This window comes from Bifidobacterium asteroides (assembly GCF_009683175.1).
Classification (GTDB): Bacteria; Actinomycetota; Actinomycetes; order Actinomycetales; family Bifidobacteriaceae; genus Bombiscardovia; species Bombiscardovia asteroides_H.
Genome location: NZ_WKKW01000008.1, coordinates 1 through 25,094 on the forward strand (window position 1 = coordinate 1; position 25,094 = coordinate 25,094).

Here is a 25,094-nt window from a genome sequence, read left to right on the forward strand (position 1 = left end):
TGTTCACCCTGACAGGCGTATGCCGTTCGGTGGTCGTCCCGTCGCCGAGCCGGCCATTGCTGTTGTTTCCCCAGGCGTAGGCGTTGCCGTCGCTGCCCAGGGCCAGGGAATGATAGCCTCCGGCGCTGATTTGTACGTAGGTGAAATCCTCTGGCAGGTCCGGGTACGTGTTGCGGTCAGGCTTGTTCACCATGACCGGCGTAGTCTGCCTGGTGTCCGTCCCGTCGCCGAGCTGCCCATTGCTGTTGTTTCCCCAGGCGTAGGCGTTGCCGTCGCTGCCCACAGCCAAGGAAAAAGCATAGATATTGTTTTTTGATCCGCTGACTTGGCTGAACCTGATGCCCCGGCTGGCGCTGTCTGGCGGGGTGATGGTGGTGGATTCCCTGCCCAGCTGGCTGCCCTTGTCCGGGCTGATGCTCCACGTGCTGTTCCGGCTTGCCGGCGTCCACTTGGCGGTCAGGGTCAGATTCTTAGTGACGGGCTTGCTGAAGTCGTAGGCGACCTCGCCGGTGAACCACCCATCGAACAGGAAGCCTTGGCGCGTAGGGTCGGGGGAGGGCCGCTTCACCCTGCCGTTGATGGTGGGGAAATGCTGGTCTGCTGGTTCGGGTTTTCCTCCGCCCGTGTTGAATCGGACCGTGAGCGTGGATCTTGGTTCCGCGCCTCGTATCAGCGGCTGGTCGACCGTGTACTTCAGGCTCTTGGTGAAGGGCTGGCCGTCTTGACTACCTGTGATGAGAATGGCGGCTGGCCCCGGCTTGCGTGCGGGCAAGTCCGCCTGCCATGAGCCGTTGTTCCTGGTGAGTTTAAGCGGCTGGCTGTCCATGCTGGCTGATTCCAAGGTGGATTCTATGATGGTGCTGATTCTTACTGGCTGGCCGGGCTGGCCCTGCCCGTCCAGGCTCCACCTGTAGATGCCGCCCTGCCTGTCCCAGGCGGTGATCCTGCTGCCGATGCGAACCGCTTGCATGTAGCGTTGGTTCTCTTTATTCGCACTGGTGGGTGTTTCGCCGGGCTTCCAGGCCCAGATATGGCCGTCCTTGTCCACGATGAGGGCCTGGCTGTCGTTGGTGGTGATCCGGCTGGCTTTCATGCTTTTTGGCAGGCTGAAAGCTGTGATGCTGGTTGTGCTGTCGGCCAGGTGATGGGTATGACCGTCTGTGTCCAGCAGGAGGAATCCCTGGTTGAGGGCTTGGACTTGGACGATGCGCATGCCCGGGTCCTGCTTGATGCGTTCTGGTTTGGCTTTCCCGGTGTTGATCGTCTCCAAGGTCCAGGCTTGTCCGTCCGCGTCCACGATGAGGGCCTGGATGCCGGAGGCGACGGCGGTGACGGCCTGCGCCTGCCCGGGCAGGCTGAACGTGGCCCGCTCAGTGGATTTCGGATCTTGGCCGGCCTGGTGGCTGTGGATTCGGCCCTGCCGGTCCACGGCCAGCAGCAGGTCTCCGTTCATGCTGATGCTGGTGAACCCGACATCCTGTCCGGTGTCGAAGAGCGTAGGCGCGGGCTGCTGGTTGTTCCAGGTGTATATGTGCTGGTCGGATCCGAGTGCTGCCTGCAGGTGGCTGCCGGCTGTGGCCTGCTGGTAGTGGAACCCTTCGTGAGCCTGGGCGGGGAAAGGAACCTGTTTGGGTGTGTGGTCCTGCGTCCAGGTGTGGATGCGGCCGTTGCCTGTCAGGCCGATAACCTGCTCTCCTGCGGTATGGACGTTGACATAGTAAGGCTCCTGCAGGCTGGGCGGCTTGATGGTTAGCCTAGTGCCGGTGGCGGGCCCGTGCTCCGGGCTCAGCGTCCAGTCCGTGGTTTTCGACCAGTGTGCTTTCAGGGTGGTGTCCTGGAGGATGGGGGTCTGGAAGTCGTAGGGCTGGCCGTCACGTGTCCACCCGTCGAACCGGAAGCCGGGACGTTGCGGGTTCTGCTGCGGGGGAGTGGCGAGGGTGCCGGTTTTCACAGTTGATTGGGTAGGCGTGTTGCCGTCGGCCGGGTCGAAGTTCACCACATGCGAAGTTCGATCAGCGGTATCGGACGGCTTGGTTGAAGTGAATCCTGTGTTGTCGGGTATTCCCGTCGTCGATGACGGTGTGTTTGGGCTTGCTGTTGGACTTAATGATGTGGTGGCTTGTATTGGCGAGGGTGAGGGCAGTGGGGTGCTGGTTGTGCTGCCGGGGGGGATGCCGGGGGTTTGTTCAGCTGTGTGGGGGGTCTGACGACCCCACTCGATGAATGGGGGAGCGTCCGCGTTGGCGGATGCCGTTGCCAGGCCTGCCAGCAGGCCCAGCAGGAGGATCGTCGTCGCCGAGGCGCGACGCAGACGGGTACCCAGATGCATAAGCCGACAACCTTTCGCCCGCACCGGACACAGTCACCTCGAACATCACCAGAAACGTGCCGATGAATCCCTGCTTACAACGTCCTATCCGTCAGGATGCCGTCCAGCTCTCCACTGCTCAAGCCAGCCCCCACGCCGGCGTACAAGCCATATCGAAACCCAGCCAACTCCCCAACACCACTACACTCATCATGCTACCTGAAAAAACAAGAACACACGACGCTGTTTGTGATATCGGATCCGTATAGGTCAAGCCAGCTTCGGGCTTCGTGCCAACACAGCGCCCCTGTTTACCGCCTCACTGAAGACGAAGCAAGCAAACATCGTATTGCAACCCGTATTTCAGCTTCAAGTTCCTTGTCTGCCCGGCGATAGAATGGGCTGACGGATCAGGCGCGAGGGAAGCGACGGCTAAAAGTGACGACTCTGGATGATGTAGCTGGCCAGGCCGGGGTGTCGCGGATGACGGCGTCCAACGCCCTACGGGGCAAATCCTCGGTCAAACCCTCCACGGCGCGTCGTGTGCTGGAAGCGGCGCAACGCCTGGGGTATCGGCCCAATTTGGCGGCCCGGCGGCTCAGCTCGGGCAGATCCGGAATCATCGGCTTCTCCACGGTGGAGCTGGACCGTTCGCCCTTCTCTGCTGCCCTGGCGGCGGCGGTATCGGATCAAGCTTTCAGCATGGGGTATCAGACCCTGATTCAGCAGACCCGACAGATGGCCAGCTACGAGTCATCCATGGTGGCAGACATCGCCACCCAATTCTGCGAGGGGACCATCCTGTCCGCGCCGGCCCTATCCGCTGATTCCATTGCCGCGCTCAATCGACGCTATCCCCTGGTGGTTTTCGACGGGCCTCGACTGGACCGATCAGTAGACACCGTGCGCAGTCCTAACCGCCAGGGTGCCCAGGCGGCAGTTGGGCATCTGATAGACAATGGTTGCCGGCGGATTCTGGTTCTTGGCGCCGCCTACAAAGCCCCGGACGAGCTGGCCCGGTCCAGCCTGGGGCGTGAACAGCGGCTCTTGGGGGCCATGCAGGCAGCACAAGGCCACGGAATCCGCATAGGGCCCGAAGATGTGGTCGACTGTGAGTGGGACCAGGGCAACGCCGACCAGGCCATGGCCGCCCTGCTGTCTCGCCGCAGGGATTTTGACGGGATCTTCGCCCTGACGGATGTGGTGGCCATCGGGGCCCTGCACGCGCTGGGGGAGCATGGGGTTCGGGTGCCCGGGCAGGTGGCCCTGATCGGTTTCGACGGGCTGGAAGTGTCCCGCTTCCTCACACCCGCCCTAACGACCATTCGCGTAGACACGGACCGGGTGGCAGCCGAGTGCCTGCGACTGCTCATGGCTCGGATGAAGGATCCGCCCGGCAGACATCAGCCCGAGCAGGTGGTCCTGCCCTTCTCACTGGTGGTGGCTGGCAGCACAGCCCGGTCCTGAGCCCTTCAACCGCGAATCAGTGCCAGAGTCAGCAGGTCAGGGGTGGGACCTTCGGCTCCGGCCTGAATCTGCACCCTGACGGCCCGGTCGGGCAGGGCGTCCAATCCATGACCGGTCAGGGGGTAACGGTCCAGTATTCTGCCGTTTTCGCGGCTTCTTACGGGCTGGCCCAGTTCCAGGCCTTCCGCCTGCAGGGAGTAGGGCGCAGTGCTGCCCTGGTCCCGCATGGCCACCTCCAGCATTTTCGCACCGCCGGTGGCATCCCGCAGCCGGTACGAGAAGCAGCCTCCGGCCAGGGCGTGACGGGTGTTGATTCCCTCAATCAGCTCCTGCCGGTCATTCCTGCCCTGATACTCGTGGTCGATTTCGGACTGCTGGGACCCGCAGTCCACCCGGTCGCAGACCTGCATCTCGTGGGCCTGCTCCTGGGCATCGACCTCTTCCAGGGCCCGGTGAACACGGTCCTTATCGCCATCCTGCGCCCAGGGCAGGTAGACCGAGTATCGGGAGGCCTCGATGGAGGTGAAGGGGACCATCAGCAGGCGTGAATCGGTCCACCCTGGTTTTCCGATCTTCGGTCTGGAGACGGCCACCTCTATGGCGCCGTCGTCCTGGGGATGGGGCAGCAGGAAGTCCTGGGGTTCTCCCTGGAGTACGGGCAGGTCGCCCAACGGACGCAGGGGGCCAGAGGCGATGTGTCCGGCACGGGAGTCGTCAGCCTTCAGGCCTATCAGGTCGGCATCGTCGCTGCGGGCGGCCATGACCTTGATGCCGCGCAGCAGGCTGACCCAGTCCGAACCGTCCGGCAGGGGCTCGGCAGTTACCCTGACTTGGTGGCGCAGCTCCAGTCTCACTCGGCCAGTCCAGGTCAGATGCAGGTGGTCGAAGCGTGGGCGACCATCCGAATCGGACTTCGCTGGCTCGACGGTCAAGTTCGCCTGGCCTTGCGCAATCCGGTAGTCTGCATCCTCCACCCACCAGGGATGGCGTATGTAGAGGTCCAGAGTCTGCTGGCTTTCCCCGTCGGCCTCCAGATCCAGACGGCCCAGATTGGTGGTTCCAGGGCCGGGAGCGTAGGCCAGGTTGACCCGCAGCCCGCGCTGGGTCCAATCCAGGCTGGCGGGGATGAAGAGGTTGACCGCCAGGGACTCGGATTTCTGACCGGGATCCTCTCCGGGGCGGCGCTCGAAGATCATGGCGCCGTAGCGGGCGTGGTTTTCCAGGCCGGTGCCCACACAGCACCAGAAGGAGCGCTGGGCGCTGGAATAGACCCTGTAGTGCCGGGGTCGCATGGGGGTGAAGTAGACGAAGCCGTGCTCGCGGATGCCCACCGTGGAGACCAGGTGGTTGACCAGGACCCGCTCGTAGAAGTCCAGGTAGCGGGCCTGCCCGGTGCGGTCGTAGAGGCGCAGGGCCAGCTTGGCCATGTTGTAGCTGTTGCAGGTCTCCAGGCCCTCGCGGGAGGTGACCATGGCCGAGAAGTCGTCCGGCGGATTGAAATGCTCGGAGATGGAGTGGGCCCCGATGGAGACCGTGCGCTTGTCCGCCACACCATGCCAGAAGGTGTCCACGGCTGTGCGGAAGGCCTTGTCCCCGGTGATTTCGGCCAGACGCTCGTAGCCCAGGACCTTGGGTATCTGCGTATTGGCGTGCAGGCCGGTCAGCTGGTCCTTGCCGGCGGCCAGCGGCTCGAAGAAGGGACGGTCGGTCAGGCGGCGGGCCTGGCGAAGATAGCGGTCCTCTCCGGTCAGCTGATAAAGGCGGGCGAAGGCCTCGTTCAGACCCCCGTACTCGCAGGTCAGCATGGTCTGGAACTCCTGTTCGTCGATCCTGTCTGCCAGGTCGCACCACCAGTCGGCCAGGCGCAGGACCATGACGCGGGCCATGTCGGAGGCGCTCTTGGTTTGGAAGGACTGCCAGCAGTCCAACAGGCCGGCGAAGAGTTTGTGCAGGTTGTAGAGGGGCACCCAGGAGCCCAGAAGATCGAAGGACTGGGCCTGCACGTGACCCTCCCGCAGGTTCCGGAAGAGCTCGGTGCTGTGAGGCATGCCGCCCAGGAAGCCGTCGCCCGAGGCCTCCTGGCACTCGAGCAGGCCGGTCAGCATGCGGGTGGCGCGCTCCAGGAAGGGCCAGGTTTGCAGAGTCTGCCAGTAGGCCGCAAGTCCGGACAAGTAGTGGCCGCCGATGTGGCCATCCAGACCCATGGATTCCCAGTTGGGGTATGGTTCCGCTGTGGCGGTTAGGCCTGCCTCGCGCCGGTAGGGGGCCAGAAGGCGATCGGGATCCAGACTCAGCAGGTAGTCCGCGCCGGCCTGCTGTGCATCGGCGTAGAGGCTGCCGGGGGTCAGACGGACCTGCGACGGGTTGAAGTGGGCGTCCGACCCGGGATGGTTCTGCATGGACTGGGATTGATGGCGCGCGCCGGTCATGGCTCCTCCTTGCGGTGCCGTTCGGACAGGCCTGCGATGGCGGAGTCGGCGGCATTGCTGATGATAATTGTAGCGCTACATATATTGTCCATTCCGGCAATGCCGCCATGCGATGCCAAAGCCGTCTGGCGGAAGAATATGGGTGGCCCCGTTGCGTTGGGGGAGTTGAGGCCACCCGTGTGGTCCGGGCCTGTGTTTGGGGATAGTGATAACCCGGACCTGCTTACACGAGGGAAGTCTTTATTGTTGTCGGCTGAGGGTTTCCAGCCGGTGGCGCCTGGCTGCTGCGGCACATGCGAAGGCGAGCAGCCCGGCGATCAGCAGGGGGACCAGGCCGCCTCCGCCGGCCCTGGGCAACACGCTGATGGAATTGAACTGATACGTGTTGCTGGTGTCGGGGGTTTGGTCTGCTCCGTTCAGCTTCCAGTCGATGGTGACGGTTGCCATGCCGGGCATATGCGCCGGCGTGGCAACCGTCCAGGTGCCGTCGGTGTTCCTGGTCAGGTCGGAGGCTTCAATATTGTCGAACAGGACATGCGTGGGGATGCCTAGTTCGGGGAAGTTGTCCTTGGCTGGACTGGCGGACCGGGTGTCGCCGGTGTCGCGGCCCAGCTGGCCCTTGGCGTTGTCCCCCCAGCTGTAGAGGTTGCCGTCAGATCCCAGGGCCAGGCAGTATGATGCACCTGCGCTGGCCTGGGTGAAGGTGATTCCTGCCGGGGTATCCACCTTGTTGGGCCTGCCTGCCGAGGTTTTGCCGCTGTCGCCCCAGGTGTACAGGCTGCCGTCGGAACCCAAGGCGATGGAATGCTTGCCTCCTGCGCTGGCCTGGGTGAAGGTGACGCCTGCCGGGGTGTCGACCTTGCCGGGCTTGTCTGCGGGGGTGCTGTTGGCGTCGCGGCCCAGGCGTCCGTTGGCGGCATTGCCCCAGGTGTAGAGGCTGCCATCGTCGCTTACGGCCACTGAGTGGCTTCCGCCTGCGCTGGCCTGGGTGAAGGTGACGCCTGCCGGGGTGTCGGCTCTGCCGGGCTTGTCTGCCGGAGTGCTGGTGGTGTTGCGCCCGAGCTCGCCGTGGGTGTTGTCTCCCCAGGTGTATATCTCGCCTTGTGTGTCCACGGCCACCGTGTGGCCCTGGCCTGCACTGACACTGGTGAAAGTAACATCTGCCGGGGTGTCGGCCTTGTCGGGTTTGTTAGCGGGGGAGCTGCTGGTGACGGTACGTCCCAGCCGGCCGGCGCCGTTGTCGCCCCAAGTGTAGATGTTGCCGTCCGAGCCCAGAGCCACGGCATGAGATCCTCCTGCGCTCGCCTGGACGAAGGTGATGCCTGCCGGGGTCTCAACCTTGTTGGGCCTGTTGGCTGGGGTGCCGCTGGTGACTGTGCGCCCGAGCTCGCCGTGGGCGTTGTCTCCCCAGCTGTAGAGGCTGCCGTCGGAGCCCAGGGCCACGGAAAATCCGTAGCCCGCGCTGACATGGATGAAGTTGACGCCTGCAGGGGTATCCGCCTTGCTCGGGTGGCTGTCCTGCTTGCCGGCGGTGTCGCGGCCCAGCTGCCCATGGCTGTCGTTGTCACCCCAGGTGTAGAGGCTGCCGTCGGAGCCCACGGCTGCGGAATGGAGGTCTCCTGCATCGGCTTGGCTGAGCCGGATGCCGCGTTCCGGTGGCGGGGTCAGGGTGACGGTTTGGCCACCGGTCTCAGGCCCGTTGTCCTTGTCGAGCATCCACCTGTTGCTGTCGGCACTGCTCCAGTGGGCGGTCAGAGTCGCCTTATCGGTGACCGGCCTGCTGAAGTCATAGGCTGTGTTGCCGATGAACCAGCCGTCGAACAGGTGTTTATTCTTGGTTGGATCCTTGGCGGGGGGTTTCAGTCGGTTTCCCTCGGTCACGAGTTGGAAACCGAACCCAGTGCCGCCGTCGGGGTCGAAAACGATAAGGTAATTGCCCAGGTATCTGTAGGACAGACGCGCGTCTGGACGCTCACCGTTCATCTTCCAGGTGATGACTACATCAACTCTGCCATGGTCATGTGGGGGCGTGGTGACGCTCCAGGTGCCGTCCGGGTTGGCGTCGAGGTTGGTGCCGGGCGTCCCGCCGAAACTCACATTAACGGGCTTGGGATCCTCGGGGAAGGCGACCATGCCGGGGCGGCTGTCGTACTTGCCGCTGGTGGGGCGTCCCAATTCGCCATACTTGTTTTGGCCCCAGCTGTACAGGTTACCGTCGGAGCCAATGGCTAGGGAGTGGGAATAGCCGGCGCTGACCTCGGTGAATTGTGCGGCACCTGCTGGTGTAGGCACTTTGCCCGGCTTGACGTCGTATTTGGCTGACCCGGTGTCGCGGCCCAGCTGTTCGCAATCGTTTAGTCCCCAGCTGTAGAGGTTGCCATCCGAACCCAAAGCCAGGGAATGTCTGTGTTCTGTGCTGACCTGGGTGAATTTCATGACGCCTGCCGGCATGGTCACTTTGCGCGGCGTGCGGTCTTGCCTCGCCGGGGCGGTGTTGCGTCCTAGCTGGCCATATTCGTTCCATCCCCAGCTGTAGAGACTGCCGTCTGAGCTGGTGGCCAGGGATGTCCACTCTCCAGCCTTGATCCAAGTGAATTTCTTGACGCCTGCTGGCATGATCATCTTGCGCGGTGAACGGTCACGGAAGGGATATCCGCCGGCGTAGCGTCCCAGCTCGTCATAAGTGTTGTCGCCCCAGCTGTAAAGGTCACCGTCCGAGTCAAGAGCCATGGAGTAGAAGGTTCCTGCGCTGATTTGAATGATTTTTGTGATGCCCTTCGGCAAGTTCACCTTGCCTGGCTTGACGTCGTATATGGCAGAACCCGTGTCACGTCCAAGTTCGCCGTACTTGTTTTGTCCCCAGCTGTAGAGGTTGCCGTCCGATCCCAGTGCAAGGGAATGCCATTTGCCTGCACATGCTTGGGTGAAGTGGACGCCGGCCGGTGGAGTGACCAGCTTCGGCTGATTGTCTATCTGGGGGTTGTCTTTTGGTGTTGTGCTGACAGTTTCGCGTCCCAGTTCTCCGTCGGCATTGTGCCCCCAGCTGTAGAGATTGCCGTCTGAACCGATGGCCAGGAAATGGGAGTAGCCTGTGCTGACCTGGGTGAAGTGGACGCCGGCCGGCGGGTTGACCAGGCTTGGCGTGCGCTTTTCGTCTTCAGGAGTCTCCAATTTGTAGTTGTTGTCTCCCCACCGGTACAGGTTGCCGTCCGAGGCGATGGCCTGGGAACCTTCTTCTTTTGCCGGGATGATGTGGCTGAAGCGTATGTCTGGTTTGGTGGGCGGGGTCAGGGTGATTTTGGCGTATCCTCTGGTTTTCCCGGAGGCGGGGGAGAGGCTCCAGGCGCTTGTGCCCTTGGTCCAGTGGGCGGTCAGGGTGAGGTCTGTGGTGACGGGCTGGGTGAAGTCGTAGGCCACCTTGGAGTCGCCGTTGGCGTCTTTGGCGAACCAGCCATCGAACAGGTAGCCATCCCTGGTCGGGTCTTGCGCGGGACGGCTGGCCAAAGCGCCGTCCTCGACGTTCTGGGAGTCGATGCCGCTGCCGTCTGCGCTGTCGAAGACGACCCGATACGAAGTTGAACCTGCCTGAGCACGGCTTGCTGCCGTACCGACGGATGCGTCTGTTTGCCGGTCTGCTGTAGTTTCTTCCAGTCTGGTCGGCTGGGCAGGGCCGATCGGTTTCGCGATGGCGTCGGCCGCAGTGAGGCCGCCGACGATCATGCTGGCTGGAAGAATGACGATAACCTTCAAAAGGTCTACAACAATGGCTGACCGGGAAGACACGTCCGGATGGCGCATGATCGCTACAAACCCCTTTCCCAAGGTAAGGCGGTCCGATGATGAAAACCCCAAGTTTTTTCATCGGCTGCTTGCCGGGCACGTTCCCGGTAGCTAGAAAGAACGCTAGCATGGAGGTTCGGGTCTTAAGGGGAGCAACACTCGGATAAAACGAGTAAAAAATATTATGTCAAGTTAAGAAGCTGATATTTTCCTCTAGGCGCAGAGATAAAAAAGGAAATGGGTGGCTCCCTGATTTCAGGGGGGAGTGCGGAGCCACCCATCATGGCCGGGCCGTTCTTGGGGTGCGGTCCAGCCGCTTACTCAAGCGAAGTGAATTCGTGCCTGTGGCGTCTGGCTGCTAGGGCGCCGGCGGCGGCAAGCAGGCCTGATGCGAGCAGGAGGAGTACTCCCGTCTCGCCTGTGAGGGGCAGGATGCCTTTGAAGGTATAGCTGAGGTGGGTCGGGGTCTGGTTGGCGGTGCCCAGGGACCAGTCCACGATCACATCAGACGGTCCCGGATTGTGGGCTGGTGTGGCCAGGGTGACTGACCCGTCCGCGTTCTGCCGCAGACTGTTGGCTGCCGTCTGGTCGAACCTGACGCCGGTAATCAGCGGCGGCGGATATAGCGCCACCAGCGTCGGCGTAATGATCTTCGTTGCGCTGTTGCTGCCGGTGCCTAGTTGCCCACGGTAGTTGTATCCCCAGCTGTAGCTCTTGCCGTCCTGACCGATGGCCAGGGAACAAGCCGATCCTGCGCTGATCCGCGCGACCGCGAACCCCTCGCCTGCGTTGCCCTGGCCTGCGGGGGGTGACACTTGTGAGGGGACGAGCAGCTCGGAGGTGCCCTGGTTGCTGCCCAACTGATCAAAGGTGTTTTCTCCCCATCCCCAGGCTGTGCCGCTCTGGTCGACGGCCAGCGAAGATGTGGCTCCGGCGATAATTTGGGCGGCCTTGAATCCCTGGCTGGGATCAGCAGGGTTTTTCACCTGCGTGGGTGTGGACCGGTCGGTCAGCGTGCCATCGCCGATCTGGCCATCCGCGTTCATTCCCCATGCCCAGGCTGTGCCGTCCTGACCGATGGCCAGTGCGTGGACTTCACCGCTGCTGATCATCCTGGCCTTGAAGGTCTTGCTGGCGTTCTTGGGATCGGGCACGGGAGCTGGGTCGGCAACATATGCGGTGCTGTATTTTCCTGTGCTTTGGCCGTTGCCGAGCTGTCCGTGGTTGTTGTATCCCCAGGTGTATACGTTGCCGTTGGTGTCCAGGGCCATGAGAAAGCCGTATCTTGCGCTTACCTGGACCGCCTTCAGTCCCTTGTCGGAGCCGTTGGGATCCTTGGCCAGTGTCGGCGTCAGTTTGGACGCGCTATAGGTGTTCTGGCCGTTGGTTTCGCTGCCCCAGACGTAGACGCGCCCATTCAGGTCGATGGCTGCAGAGTCGGTGAAGCCCGCGGTCACCTGAGTGGCCTTGAAGGGTTGGCCATCCGGACCCTTGACGGGTTGTGGCTTGGAGCGGTCTTGCGTGCTGCCGTCGCCAAGCTGGCCATATTGATTTTGGCCCCAGCTGTAGATGGTCTGGTCGGAGCCAATGGCCAGCACGTGGCTTCCGCCTACGGCCACTTGCGTGTAGGTGAACCCGATGGGTACGCCGTCAGGCATGGGGACCTTGGTCGGCGCATTCTGTGTGGCTGTCGTACTCGGATCCTGACCCAGTTGCCCGTACTCGTTGTCGCCCCAGGCGTAGGCATTCCCATCGCTGGCCACCCCTACGGAAAAGCCGGTAAAATTATCGCTGGCGCTTATCTGGTTGAAGCGGATGCCCCGGCTGGTTTTGGGCGGGGTGATGGTCACTTGCTGGCCGCCCTGGGCATCGCCATTATTCGGGCTGATTGCCCAGCTGCCGATGTCTACAGGGCTCCAATGGGCGACCAGGGTGATGTTGCTGGTGACGGGCTGGCTGAAGTCATAAGCCACATTGGAATTGCCGTTGGCGTCCTTAAGGAACCAGCCGTCGAACAGGAAGCCGTCTCTGGTCGGGTCTGCGGTCGGACGTGTGGCCTGCCTGCCTTCGGTGACGGACTGGGGTCCGGGCATGCCCGAGGGCGCTGGAGGTGAGTCACTGTCGGAAGAGAAAACGAGATTGTAAGCGTTCATGTACTGGTAGGTCAGGTGGTTGTCGGGCTGCTGGCCGTTCATGCTCCAGATGATGGTGACATCGGCCTTGCCTGCTGCATGCTGGGGCGTGGTGACGCTCCAGGTGCCGTTCGACTCGGCGATGAGGTTGGTGCCGGGCGTCCCGCCGAAGCTGACGCTGACTGGCCTGGGATCCTCGGGGAATGTGACTGTGCCGGGGTGGGCGTCAGAACTACCATTGGTCCTGCGTCCCAACTGGCCTCGGCTGTTGTCTCCCCAGCTGTAGAGGTTGCCGTCCGAGCCTACGGCCAGGGAAGAGGTATTTCCTGCGTTGATCTGGGTGCAGCTGATGCCTGCCGGCAGGGACACTTTGCCTGGTGTGACATTTCTCAAGCTGCTGGCGTCGCGTCCCAGCTGGCCGAATTTGTTGCTTCCCCAGCTGTAGAGGTTGCCGTCCGAGCCTACGGCCAAGGTGTGTTGGTTTCCTGTGCTGAACTGGGTGAATCTCGTGACGCCTGTGGGCAGCGTCACTTTGCCTGGATCGATGTTTTGTGTGGGTGTGTCGGTCTCTCGTCCCATCTGGCCGTTGCTGTTGTAACCCCAGCTGTAGAGGTTGCCGTCCGAGCCCATGGCCAGAGAACACCATCCCTGTGCGGCAATCGCGGTGTATTTCGTAACGCCTTTCGGCAGGATCACTTTGTTCGGCAGGGTTCCTGGCTGTTCGCTGTTGGTGTTGCGTCCGAGTTCGCCCTGGGTGTTGTTTCCCCAGCTGTAAATGTTGCCGTCCGAGCCCAGAGCCAGGGAATAGAAGGTTCCCCCGCTGATCTTGGTGCAGGTGATGCCTGTCGGCATTGACACTCTGCCTGGCGTGGCGTCGTAGGTCGCTGATCCTGTGTCGCGTCCCAACTGGCCTAGGCTGTTATCTCCCCAGCTGTAGAGGTTCCCGTCCGAGCCGATGGCCAAGGATTGCGAGTATCCGGCGCTGACCTGGGTGAAGTGGACGCCGGCTGGCGGGGTGACCAGGCCCGGTCTGTCAGCTGGCGTGATGGTGGTGCTGCGTCCTAGCTGCCCGTTGTCGTTTTGTCCCCAGCTGTAGAGGTTGCCGTCCGAGCCGATTGCCAGGGAAAGGGTCATTCCTGCGCTGGTCTGGGTGAAGTGGACGCCGGCTGGCGGGGTGACCAGGCCCGGTCCGTCAGCTGGCATGATGGTGGTGCTGCGTCCCAGACCTGCTTTGTTGTCTCCCCAGCTGTAGAGGTTGCCGTCCGAGCCCGTGGCCAAGGTATGCCATAGACCCGGGCTGATGTGGCTGAATCGAATGCCGGGTTTGGCGGGTGGGACCAAGGTGATCTTGTCGCCTCCGGCGGCTGGCCCGGAGGTGGGGGAGAGGCTCCAGGCACTGGTTCCCTTGGTCCAGTGGGCGGTCAGAGTGAGGTCTGCAGTGACGGGTTGAGTGAAGTCGTAGGCAAGATTGCCGGTGAACCAGCCGTCGAACAGGTAGCCGTCCCTGGTCGGGTCCTTGGCGGGCCGGCTGGCCTGTGCGCCGTCATCGACGTTTTGAGGGTCGATGCTGCTGCCGTCGGCGCTGTCGAAGGTGACGGTGTGCCTTGTCGAGCGTGCCTGGGGGCGGCTGTCAGGTGTTTGATCGTGTTCGGGTGTGGTGTTCAGTGGCGAGGGTGTTGGTGTCAATGGGGACTGGGGTGTCGTCGGCGTGGTCTGCAGCGTTGGCTGGCTTGTGTCGGTGTCGATGTTGGTGTTGGTGTCAGTGTCGGCTGTGGCGAGGCTGCCCATGATCAGACCTGCGATCAGGATGATGGCAAGCAGAAGGCTCACGGCAATGCATGGCCGGGCAGAAGCATCCCTATGGTGCATGATAGCTGCGAACCCCTTTCCCAAACAGGTGGCTCGATGATGAAAATCCCCAAGTCGCTTCACGAGACATGTGCCGGGGACCATCCCGACAGCTAACTTGCAGTCTATCATGCGCGGACGGGCAAGAATGGAGCAACACCAGGGTGAATAAGAAGGGTGGCTCCGCTGTGTTGGGGGATTGCGGGGCCACCCTGTAGGGCCAGGATCGTCATAATTTGGGGATAGACGTAATCCGGGCCTGCTTACTCGTGCGAAGTCTACTGATTCAGGCTTCCGGCCTTTCTCAGGCGTCGCGCTGCCATGGTTGCTGTGATGATGAGCAGACCAACGGTGAGGGGCAGGAATATGCCGGTGCCGCCGGCCCGAGGCAGGACGCTGATGGAGGTGTACAGGTAGGTGTTGCTGGTGTCAGGGAGTTGCGTAACCCCGTTCAGTGTCCAGTCGATGGTTACCGTAACCGGCCCTGGTGTGTAAGGCGGCGTAGTCACATTCCAAGTGCCGTCATTGTTGGCTGTCGGATAAATTCCGCTCGTATTGCCGAACTGAACGAGTTTGGGAATGCCGACTCCAGGGAAAATGATCTTGCCTGGATGCGGATCATGGTCACCGCTGACGTCGCGTCCCAGCATACCTTGGTCGTTCTTTCCCCAGCTGTAGGTGTTGCCGTCCGATCCTATGGCTGAAGAGTGATTGCCTCCTGCCTGAGGCTGGATGAGGGTGATGCCGGCCGGAGCGTCCACTTTGGTGGGCAGATAGTCGGATTTGCCGCTGGTGGTGCGTCCAAGTTGTCCGCAATCGTTGTATCCCCAACTGTAGAGGTTGCCGTCCGATCCTGTGGCGAGGGCGAAGTAACTTCCCGCCACAAACCGGGTGAAGTGAACGCCTGAAGGCATGACGACCCTGGAAGGGGTCGAAGAAATCAGTTCCTTGTTTCCCAACTGATCTTTGTTGTTGCCTCCCCAACTGTAGAGATTATTGTCGGAGCCGAGAGCCAGCGAGAAGTTCAGGCCCGTGCTGGCTTGTGTAAATGTGACGCCGGTTGGGGCCTTTACTTTGTAGGGCAGAGGGTCATATAGGTCAGTTGTCGTACTACGTTGGCGGCCCAGTTGGAACGAATTGTTGTATCCCCAGCTGTAGAGGTTGCCGTCCGAGCCCAGGGCGAGGACATGCTTGCTGAATGGACCTGTGAAAACCTGGGTGAATGTGATGCCGTCGGGTGCAGCGACTCTAAGAGGGTCTCTGCTCTTTAATTCTGACCTGCCTTGCCCTAGTGCGCCATCCCTATCGTCTCCCCAGGCGTAGAGGTTGCCATCGGAGCCTAATGCCAAGGCGAAGCTATCGCCCGCGTAGACTCGAGTGTAGTGGATTCCCGCAGGCGGTGCCACTTTGTCTGGGGGATTGCGATTGTTGGCGAAGGTGTTGCGTCCCAGCTGTTCACAATCGTTGCTTCCCCAGGTATATACATAGCCGTCTGAGCCAAGGGCCAAGGCGAACTTTTGTCCTGCAACGGCCTGGGTATAACGGACTCCGGCGGGAGTTTCCACCACGACAGGCTTATCTGAGGGGGTGTGTCCAAGTTGGTAATTATAATTTGTCCCCCAACTGTAAAGGTTGCCGTCTGAACCGAGAGCCAGGGAAAAATCCTGTCCCGCTTGGATCCAAGAGAAGCGGATTCCACGTGGGCCTTGCGGCGGGGTGAGTTTGACGCTCTGGCCGCCGGTTTGCGGTCCTTCCTTCTTGTCGATGTTCCAGTGCGAGACGGGACTGAAGTGGGCGACCAAGGTGATGTCGCCGGTGACGGGCTGATTGAAGTCGTAGGCTATATTGGAGTCGCCCTTGGAGTCTTTGAGGAACCAGCCGTCGAACAGATAGCCGTCCTTGGCCGGATCCTTGTCGGGGCGGACGGCCTGATCGTCATCCATGACCCGCTGGGCATCTGGTGTTGGTGTACCGCCTGCGCTGTCGAAAGTGACTGTGTACGTGGAACCATCATACTTGTAGGGCAGGTGTGCATCGGGCTGATGGCCGTTCCTGATCCATGCGACTGTTAAGTCCACCCGGCCCTTTTCGTGCGCTGGGGTGCGGAAACTCAAGGTGCCGTTCTGGTTCTTGGTCACGTCGGTAATCGGGGTTCCATCCAGCTTGGCGCTGATGAATTTGAATGCTTGTGGGAAGTCGGCCTTGTTTGGTGTGGTAACTGGCACACTGCTGGTGTTCCCGGCACCCAGCTGGCCGCTGCTGTCGTCTCCCCAGTCGTAGAGGTAGCCGTCCGAGCACATAGCCAGGATGTGCCTGTACCCCGCACTGAATTGAGTATAGGTGATGCCGTCGGGCATGTTCGCTTTGCCCGGCTGGTTTGTGGTTTCACCACCTGTATCTCGTCCCAGCTGGCCGCTGCTGTTGTCTCCCCAGCTGTAGATGTTGCCGTCGGAACCGGTCGCCAGAGAGTAGTCGTATCCCGCGCCGACCTGCCTTGTTTTGATGCCTTCGGGCAGGGCTACCTTGCTGGGCTGGCTGGTGCTGCCATACCCCCAGTTGTATGCATTGCCATCTGAATCAATAGCCAGTGTGTGGCGGTATCCTGCGCTGACCTGGGTGAAGCTCAAACCGTCCGCAGTATCCATCTTGTATGGCTGATTGGCCGGTTCGCTGGCGGTGGGTGTGCGTCCCAGCTGGCTGTTGCTGTTGTCTCCCCAGCTGTAGACGCTGCCATCAGAGGCGAGTGCAAAGGAAGCCGTGCCGCCCGCGGACACCTGGGTGAACTTTACGCCTTTTGGAAGCGGTATTGGGTTCGGGTACGCGTGCCCATAAATCGACGAGTCACCATGGAGTTCGCCGGTTTCGCGTCCCAGCTGGCCGCTGCTGTTGTCTCCCCAGCTGTACACAGTTCCGTCCGAGCATGTGGCCAGCGCATAGTTTGGTCCTGCGCTGACTTGAACAAAGCTTTTGGAGGAATTTGTAGATGGGACCACCTGATTTGGCACGGGACTTGATGAGTGGACGAGACCTAGTCCTGACTGGCCTTTTTCATTGCTTCCCCAGCTGTATAGATGGTTACTGATATCGATGGCCACAACAAATTCGTCTCCTGCGCTGACCTGGATGAAGCGAGTGCCACCTGGAACGTCTACTCGTCCAGGCCGATCGGCAGGTTCGCTGGCGGTGGGTGTGCGTCCCAACTGCCCCTCGCTGTTGTTGCCCCAGCTGTATAGCACTCCGAGCGAGTCAAGGGCTAGTGAAAAGTCTTTTCCTGCGCTGAACTGGCTGAAGCGAATATCTCCTATGGCCGGCGGGGTCAGGGTTGCTGTCGTGTTGCCGGTGGCAGGACCATGGTTGGGGCTGAGACTCCAGGAATTGAGACCCTTGACCCAGCGGGCTGTCAGCGTGAGGTTTTCGGTGACGGGCTGGGTAAAGTCATAAGCGACATCCCCAATGAACCAGCCGACAAAGGAATAGCCTTTGCAGTAGGGGTCTGGGGGACGTACCACCCTGCTTCCACGGCTGAGCGTTGACTTTTGTGTTGACGAACCTATTGTGCTGTCAAAAGTTACTGTGTATGTTGTGGCCAAGCGTGGCTGGACCGAGTTTCCGTTGCTTTCATCTGCCTTGTCAGCATTATTGGAATCACTGTCAGATGGGGTGGCCGTAGGAGCAGGGGAGGAGTCGGAAGAGGGAGTCGGCTTGGTGGGATTCTGGGGTGCGGTAGTAGCCGACGGCGATTCCGATGTGTCTGGGGCAGTGGAAGGCGTTGATGGTGTTGCTGAGGTGTTTGGGGTTGCTGTAGGTGAAGAAGGTGTCGCGGGTTTTGTTGACGGGCTCTGCGAGATTATGGTGCTGGAGGAAGTGCCGGGGTTTTGCTTATCTACCCGAGCGGTCGGTCGACCCCCCCCCCCCGGTGCCTTCCAGAGCAGTCTGCGCGCTCGCGCTGGCTGCACTGGAATCGTTCGTGACCGGCTCGGCAGTGGCAGCAAGGCCAGTCAGAAGGCTGGTAGGCAGGATAATCGCGAGCAGAAGGCCAGCAACAGTGGATGACCGAATCTGCTTTTTCCGACGATGACGCATGATGGGTGCGATCCCCTTCCTCAAAATCAACGGCCCGTTAATAAAAATCCCAAGAAAAACGAGCTGCACGCCGGGAACGGTCCCGGCTTCTATCTCATCATGCTACCACGCTCTACACACATTGACTGCGGGACTGGAATTTGGCGGGATTGCCGGTGTCAGCCGCTGCCTTGTTGGTGTCTATATTGCGTTGTTTCCCTTTTGCTGCTGGGGTTGATGTGACAGGGGAATGAGATAAGGGGGGGGTAGGTGGCTCCGCTGTGTTGGGGACTGCGGGGCCACCCTGTCTGACCGGGCCACCTTGGGGTATGGTCCGGCTGCTTACTCGTGTGAAGTCTTCAGGCTTGCAGGCTTTGTGCTTCCCGCTGGTGGCGTCCGGCTGCGATGGCACCAGCGGCGGCAAGTATTCCGGCGGCCAGCAGGATCATGGTCCCGCTGCTGCCTGCGCGAGGCAGCATGCCTTCGTAGGTATAAGCCAGGTGCGCCTGGGTCTGGCTGGTACCGCCAAGTGTCCAATCCACAATCACGTCAGCCAGGCCCGGATTATGGGCGGGGGTGGTCAGGGTGACGGAACCGTCAGCGTTCTGCCGGAGGGCATCGATCACTGTCTGGTCGAAGCTGACGCCGGTGATCAGCAGCTCCGGGTTGAAGGTGATTAGGGCCGGGGTGCTGCTCTGAGTCGTGCCCCCGTCGCCAAGTTGGCCGTATGCGTTGTCGCCCCAGGCGTAGGCGTTACCGTCCTGGCCAATGGCCAGGGAGTGGTTTCGTCCTGCGCTGGCGCGCGCTGCTGCGAGCCCGCTGCCGGCCTTGTCTTGGCCGGCGGGCGTCGATACTCGCGTGGGTGTGGGCTGGTCGCTGGTGGTGCCGTCGCCGAGCTGGCCGTCGGTGTTCCATCCCCATGCCCAGGCTGCGCCGTTCTGGTCGATGGCCAGGGAGTGATGCACGCCGGCGCTGATCCATGCGGCCTGCAATCCTTGGCTGGAGCCTGTGGGGCTTGGCACCCGCCTGGGGGAGGGCTTGCTGGTTTTCGTGCCGTCGCCCAGCTGTCCGTGGTCGTTGTAACCCCATGCCCAGGCTGCGCCGTCCTGGCTGATGGCCAGGGCGTGGTTGGCTCCTGCGCTGATCTGCGCGGCTTTGAAGGTCCTGCTGGTGTTCCTGGGGTCGGGCACGGGTGCCGGCTCTGCGGTGTATGTGGTGCTGTACTCTCCTGTGGCCGCGCCGTTGCCAAGCTGCCCGTAGTTGTCGTATCCCCAGCTGTAGAGGCTGCCGTCCGTGTCCATGGCCATGATGAAGCTCCATCCGAGGCTGACCTGGGCCGCGTGCAGTCCCTGGTTTGAGCCATTGGGGTCCTTGGCCAGTGTCGGTGTCGGTTTGGACCTGCTGTATGCGGTGTAGTTGTTGTTTTCGCTGCCCCAGGTGTAGACGCGTCCCTGCTGGTCGATAGCGGCTGAGTCGTAGGCGCCGGCGCTCACCTGGACGGCTTTGAAGGGCTGGCCATACTCGCCTTTGACGGGTTGCGGCTTGGAATGGTCTGTGGTGGTGCCGTCGCCCAGCTGCCCGTGGTCGTTGGCCCCCCAGCTGTAGACGATGTCGTCGCTGCCGACGGCCAACACGTGGTAGCCGCCTGCCACGGCCTGCGTGTAGGTGAAACCGGCTGGCACGCCGTCGGGCAGGGGGACCTTGACCGGCGTTTTCTGCGGGGTGCTGTTGGCGGTGCCCTGGCCGAGCTGGCCCTGCTGGTTGCTGCCCCAGGCGTAGGCGTTCCCGTCGCTGGCCACACCCACGGAGAATCCGCGGAAGTTTCCGGCCTGGTAGCCGCCGGCGCTGATCTGGCTGAAGCGGATGCCTCGGCTTATCTTGGGCGGCGTGATGGTCGCCTGCTGGCCGCCCAGGGAACTGCCCCTGACCGGGTTGATCGACCACCCGCCGGTGTCGGCTGGGCTCCAGTGGGCGATCAGCGTGATGTCTCCGGCGACCGGATGGCTGAAGTCATAAGCCACATTGGAACCGCCTTTGGCATCCTTGAGGAACCAGCCATCAAACAGACAACCGTCTGCTTTTGGATCCGGATAAGGGCGCTTGACCTGCCCGCCCTCTATGACGGACCGGTCTGCCGGCATGCCTGAAGGCGTCGGACAGGCAGCGTCCGTGGATGTGAATCCTACCTTGTATTTGGGCCCGGTGTATGTGTAGGACAGGTATGCGTCCGGCTGCGGCCCGTTCATGCTCCAGGAGATGGTGACATTCACCCATCCCTTGCTGTGCGGCGGAGTGGTGACGCTCCAGGTGCCGTCCGCGTTGGCGGCCAGCCCTGTGCCCGGTGTCCCGCCGAATTCGATGCTGGTGATCACGGCATGGTTGGTCAGGGGAATCGTACCTGGCTGATAGGAATCCCGTTTCTTGGTGTCTCGTCCCAGTTGGCCGTTGGAGTTGCGTCCCCAGCTGTAGAGGTTGCCGTCGGAGCCGATTGCCACAGCATGATCGCCGCCTCCGATAACCTGGGTGTAGTTGACGTTCTTCGCTGGCGGGTCGATTTTGGTTGGTTGGGGATCTGTCGTATTCCAATATGGCCTTGCCAGTTGCGCATGGCTGTTGTTTCCCCACGTGTATAGGATCCCTTGGTCGTCCAAGGCGAAGCCATTCCAGTCTCCCGCACTGATTTGGATTATGCGTGTCTTTGTGGGCACGTTGACCTTGCCTCGCGGGTTGATCCTTGCGCTGCCGGTGTTTCGTCCCAGCTGGCTGAAATTGTTGTATCCCCAGCTGTAGAGCACCCCATTCGAATCCAAGGCCAGGCAGTGCATTCCTTTGGCAATTACCTGCGTGTAGCGGACTCCGGCAGCAGGAGGATCCACTTTTCCCGGACTGTCGGCCGGCGTGGTGCTGGTGTCGCGGCCTAGCTGACCATGACCATTGCCTCCCCAGCTGTATAAGTTCCCATCAGTGTCGAAAGCCATGCAGTAGTCATATCCGGAGGTGATCTGACTGAAACGGATTCCCGTTGGGGCGTCCACTTTGCCTGGCCTGGTGCTCGGCGTGGTGATGGTCTCGCGTCCCAGTTCGCCGTCGCTGTTGTATCCCCAGCTGTAGATGCTGCCGTCCGAGGCTAATGCTTCTGAGTGGTACTTTCCTGCGCTGACCTGGGTGAAACGAACTCCTGCAGGGGCGTCCACCTTTCCCGGAGTGTTGGCTGGCGTGGTGCCGGTGCCACGCCCAAGCTGACCATAACTGCTGCTGCCCCAGCTGTACAGGTTCCCTTCTGAATCAAGGGCCAGGGAGTGATCGTAACCTGCACTGACCTGGATGAAACGAAGTCCGGCTGGGGTGTCTTCCCTGCTTGGCTGCCAGTTGTAGTCGGAGCCATACATTTCTCCCCAGTGGTAGATACTGCCGTCTGATCCCACTGCCACTGAGTATTGGTATCCTGCACTGAACTGGCTGAAGCGGATGGTCCGGGCAGGAGGTGCAGTAAGGGTGATAAGAGTGTTGCCAGCTGTGGGGCCTTGGGTGGGTGAGAGGTCCCAGACATCACCGTTTTTGGTCCAACGGGCTTCCAGTGTCACGTCGCTGGTGACTGGCTGGCTGAAGTCGTATGCGGTCAATGTGCCGCTGATGAACCAGCCATCAAACGAATAGTCTGGTCGGGCTGGGTCGGCAGGCCTCTGCGCTTGGGCGCCTTCATCGACGGTCTGATCAGGTGTGGTGGTCCCGCCCTCTGTATCAGTGAACTTGATGGTGTACTGGGTGGTTGAGCGGGTCTGGGGATTTTCGACGTTCGTGCTTGGCGCAGCGGATGCTGTAGGTTGAATTGGCTCCAGGGGCGACGATGTGTGTAAAGGCGATGGTGTGGCCAGTGATGGCTGGGGCATCGAAGGTACGGTTGTCGGCGTTGCCTTACTGGGGGAAATGCCGGAATTTTGCTTAGCTACGCGAGGGGTCTGACGACCCCCCCCCCCCGGTGCCTCCTGCTATGGCTGGCGCGCTCGCGCCGGCCACAGCAGGCTCGCTGGCGGTGGTGCTGGCATCGGCGCTGGTGCCGGCGAGGAGGCCTAGAGGCAGGACGAAAGATAGCAGAAGACTGACGGCCGCGGCTGGTCTGATCGACATGTGCTGATGCTGACACCTATTAAGCATAATCCCCTTCCCCAAAGGCTAACCCATCGGCCCCTACCGGTTGAAATACCCTTGGAGGCTTCCATGACGTAGCGTATATCCCCATCCCTCTGTGCGAGGGTACAAGCAGGAAGCCTTGCGTCTTTCAACTATACTACGTGCCGATAAGGTTCTCTCAGGTGGAATGTCGGGGAAGTAATTCTGAGTAGAACATGAAGTTTATGAGTGCGTGTTATGGGTACGTGGCAGGGAACGATCCATTGGCCACTGATCAGGCGGGCCAACCGGCGATCAGGGCGTGCAGGCCCTTGCGGTAGCTGGTCTCCATGAGGGCGCTGATTCCGTCGTCCGTAGAAGCGAAGAGTGTCTTGAGGTCATCGAATCCTTGGGTATCCTCGGCCAGTCTTTTGGCCAGATCCGTATTGGTTTGGCCACCCGCACCGCCGACTGGGGGAGAGGCCTGGGCGATGGCACTGCCCAGGGTCAGTCCGGCAAGGCTGTTGAGCAGGTGGATGGTGTCGGAATCGACCTTGAGCCCATGGGCGGTCAGCTGGTTCAACCAGGTGCTGACCATGTGGAAGGACTGGTCGGTGTTGATGGGATGCGTGGCCATGAGCGGGAGCGCCCGGGGATGCGAAAGCAGCGTCCGGTGAACCTGAAGCATGACATCTTCAAGCGCTTGCCGCCATCCCATGTCCTGGGGTATGGAGTCCAGGTCGGTGGCTGACTGCCAGATGAGCTCGACGATTCCATCAAGCAGGGCGGCCTTGCTGGGTACATGGCGGTAGATGGCTGGTCCTGACACCCCCATTTGCTTGCCCAAGGCGCGGATGTTCAGGGCCTCCAGTCCGTGCTCGTCGACGAAATATAGGGCAGAGCGCAGAATGTAGTCTCGGTTGAGCGTCGTCTTGACGGGTGCCTTGGGTGGGTCAGCCATGCTTCCTCACTCCTTCCGCTGTACTCCTCTCTTGAATAGTATCGTTGCCAGGAGAGCCAGGGCGAGCAGGAAGGCCAGCAGGATACGCAGGTCAGGCCATACATCCGCCATTCCGGCATGGTCGAAATTGATTTTTCCTACGGCATCCATGGCCCAGTAGACGGGACTGCCCTTGGCCAGCTTCTGTGCCCAGTCCGGGAATCCGGAGACAGGACTGAGGGCTCCGCCCATGCCAGCCAGGAGCATGCCAAGAATGTTGTTGAAGGACATGGCCATGTTTTGCGAGGACGAGAAGATGTAGAGCAGCAGGCCGAAGAGGGTCAGCACAATCGAAATGAGCAGGCAGACCGCGGCCAGGGCCAGGACTGATCCATTGGGCCGATAGTGGTAGAGCGCCGTCCCGATCAGCATGACTAGAGAGACCTGGACCACCTGCACCATGAAGGACACGCTCAGTTTGGCCATGACCAGGTCGAAGAGGGATACTGCCGACACCCGCATTCTGTCCCAGGTGTGCCATTCGTGTTCCTGGAAGAAAAGTTGAAGGACCAGCTGCAGTGAGAACATGGAGAAAAGGATGGCGAACCCCGGAAGCGCCTGCTCGGATCCGTTCGCGCCCAGATGCCCTTGGGCCCGCAGGGAGTCACGGTAGGAGGGCAGCATGAAGGGGATGATGATCAGGGGAATGGCCACGATGACCGCCTGCAGCCAGATGCTTCGCAGCTCGATTTTGAAATTGAGTCGGAAGGCTGCCAGGTAACCGTTGAAATGCATGGCGCTCACCTGTCTTCCCATGCTGGTGACCCGGCAGGATTGCTTGAGGATGCACCCATGACTGCCATGTAGGCCGACTCGATGTCAGGCTGGACGATGGTGACTGACGACAGACGGGCCTCTTTCATGACCGGCTTCTGCAGGAGGCGGGCCAGCTCCTGTTCCGGACTGGACACTGGGTGGTCGGGCTCCAGAAAGCCCTCACTCATCTGCCATCCGGGGATCTGGCCTGGGGCCTGACCGACGAAGGAGATACGCAGGGATGCCCGGGCATATTTATGGAGTACCTCCTGCAGGGAGCCCCGGACCTGGATCCGCCCGTCGATCAGGAAGGCCAGGTCCGCGCCCATCTCTTCCAATTCTTTGAGGTAGTGGGTGGTGTAGATGATGGTGGTGCCCTGTCGGCTCATGGCCTTGACCATGTCCAGTATTCTGGAGCGGGCCTCCACATCCGCTCCGACCGTGGGCTCGTCCAGGAAGAGCACCGGGGGATTGTGGACCATGGCCATGGCAGTGTGGAGGCGGCGCTTTTGTCCTCCCGATAGATTCTCGGCTGCTGTTCCTGACTGGAATCCCAATCCCATGAGCTCTATCAGTTCGTCGGCCCTTTTGCTGCATTGCTTGGTGTTCAGTCCCTGCAGACCGGCCATGCCGCGCAGGTTGTCCCGGACGCTGAGGTGGGGATAGATGCCCAGATCCTGGGGAGCAAGTCCGATGACCCGGCCGAAGATGCGTGAAGGGGTTCGGTAAGGGTTGTGCCCCTCGACTGTGATGTGGCCTGAGTCCGGCTCGCCTAGCCCGGTCAAGGCCGAGATCAGGGTTGACTTGCCTGCCCCGTTCCTGCCCAGCAGGCCGAGGATGTTTCCGCGCCTGACTTCAAGATCCACACCCTTGAGCACCTGCTTGCTTCCGAATGATTTGCGCACCTGGCGACAGGACAGGGCGTATTCCCCCGAATTGTTTTTTACGGGTTGCAAGATGTACCTCCTGACGATCATTAGTGATTAACGATGTAAACTATAATAACATTGTTAACAACCTGGTCTCGCCAAGGTTTTCATGGGCCGCATTGTGGTCTGCGTCAGCTTTCGGATATTCTGATGTGGCTTGGCGGGGATATACGCCTTGCATTGACTTGCAAGTACTATGATTTTCGTTAGCAGTGTTGGGGCTATAGGAACTAAACGCGTTGTTTATGTTGGGGGTTTGGCCTTGTGGCTGTA

11 protein-coding genes are annotated in these 25,094 nt (G+C 61.2%); 1 reads left to right on the forward strand and 10 read right to left on the reverse strand.

All coding sequences use genetic code 11. From position 1 onward, the window contains the following. A partial coding sequence (locus tag GKC41_RS08465; RefSeq protein WP_195760231.1) for an InlB B-repeat-containing protein occupies positions 1-2,329 on the reverse strand: 2,329 nt, incomplete at its 3' end. A gap of 417 nt (positions 2,330-2,746) precedes the next feature. On the opposite strand from GKC41_RS08465, the gene GKC41_RS08470 reads away from it, so the two are divergent. Then, entirely contained in the window at positions 2,747-3,775 is a 1,029-nt protein-coding gene (locus tag GKC41_RS08470) for a LacI family DNA-binding transcriptional regulator (protein WP_154313820.1), read from the forward strand. Positions 3,776-3,780: 5 nt separating this feature from the next. Here GKC41_RS08470 and GKC41_RS08475 read toward each other — a convergent pair whose 3' ends face one another. The 9 genes from GKC41_RS08475 to GKC41_RS08510 form a co-directional block, all read right to left on the reverse strand. Beyond that, positions 3,781-6,204 (reverse strand): beta-L-arabinofuranosidase domain-containing protein, encoded by a 2,424-nt coding sequence (locus tag GKC41_RS08475; RefSeq protein WP_154313821.1) that lies wholly within the window; start codon positions 6,202-6,204, stop codon positions 3,781-3,783. 240 nt (positions 6,205-6,444) lie between these two features. Then, positions 6,445-9,924: an InlB B-repeat-containing protein gene (locus GKC41_RS08480; RefSeq protein ID WP_229281745.1), complete on the reverse strand. Its 3,480-nt coding sequence runs from the start codon at positions 9,922-9,924 to the stop codon at positions 6,445-6,447. Positions 9,925-10,301: 377 nt separating this feature from the next. Continuing rightward, complete coding sequence (locus GKC41_RS08485; RefSeq protein WP_195760232.1) at positions 10,302-13,946, reverse strand: InlB B-repeat-containing protein; 3,645 nt, start codon at positions 13,944-13,946, stop codon at positions 10,302-10,304. A gap of 296 nt (positions 13,947-14,242) precedes the next feature. Next, positions 14,243-17,920 (reverse strand): InlB B-repeat-containing protein, encoded by a 3,678-nt coding sequence (locus GKC41_RS08490; RefSeq protein ID WP_324612119.1) that lies wholly within the window; start codon positions 17,918-17,920, stop codon positions 14,243-14,245. A gap of 465 nt (positions 17,921-18,385) precedes the next feature. Beyond that, positions 18,386-21,916, reverse strand: coding sequence for an InlB B-repeat-containing protein (locus tag GKC41_RS08495; RefSeq protein WP_154313825.1), 3,531 nt, complete (start codon positions 21,914-21,916; stop codon positions 18,386-18,388). Positions 21,917-21,968: 52 nt separating this feature from the next. Continuing rightward, positions 21,969-22,154 (reverse strand): hypothetical protein, encoded by a 186-nt coding sequence (locus tag GKC41_RS08915; protein WP_198217760.1) that lies wholly within the window; start codon positions 22,152-22,154, stop codon positions 21,969-21,971. 277 nt (positions 22,155-22,431) lie between these two features. Further along, positions 22,432-23,097, reverse strand: coding sequence for a TetR/AcrR family transcriptional regulator (locus GKC41_RS08500; protein WP_154313826.1), 666 nt, complete (start codon positions 23,095-23,097; stop codon positions 22,432-22,434). Between the two features lie 6 nt (positions 23,098-23,103). Then, positions 23,104-23,871, reverse strand: a complete 768-nt coding sequence (locus GKC41_RS08505; protein WP_195760234.1) for an ABC transporter permease — start codon at positions 23,869-23,871, stop codon at positions 23,104-23,106. Between the two features lie 5 nt (positions 23,872-23,876). After that, positions 23,877-24,848 (reverse strand): ABC transporter ATP-binding protein, encoded by a 972-nt coding sequence (locus GKC41_RS08510; RefSeq protein ID WP_195760235.1) that lies wholly within the window; start codon positions 24,846-24,848, stop codon positions 23,877-23,879. Positions 24,849-25,094: the final 246 nt, after the last annotated feature.

Coding starts and splice junctions, on each gene's coding strand:
- GKC41_RS08475 (WP_154313821.1), bottom strand. CDS start 6,204: ATGACCGGCGCGCGCCATCAATCCCAGTCCATGCAGAACCATCCCGGG.
- GKC41_RS08505 (WP_195760234.1), bottom strand. CDS start 23,871: ATGCATTTCAACGGTTACCTGGCAGCCTTCCGACTCAATTTCAAAATC.
- GKC41_RS08480 (WP_229281745.1), bottom strand. CDS start 9,924: ATGATCGTCGGCGGCCTCACTGCGGCCGACGCCATCGCGAAACCGATC.
- GKC41_RS08495 (WP_154313825.1), bottom strand. CDS start 21,916: ATGCCCCAGCCATCACTGGCCACACCATCGCCTTTACACACATCGTCG.
- GKC41_RS08500 (WP_154313826.1), bottom strand. CDS start 23,097: ATGGCTGACCCACCCAAGGCACCCGTCAAGACGACGCTCAACCGAGAC.
- GKC41_RS08915 (WP_198217760.1), bottom strand. CDS start 22,154: ATGTCGATCAGACCAGCCGCGGCCGTCAGTCTTCTGCTATCTTTCGTC.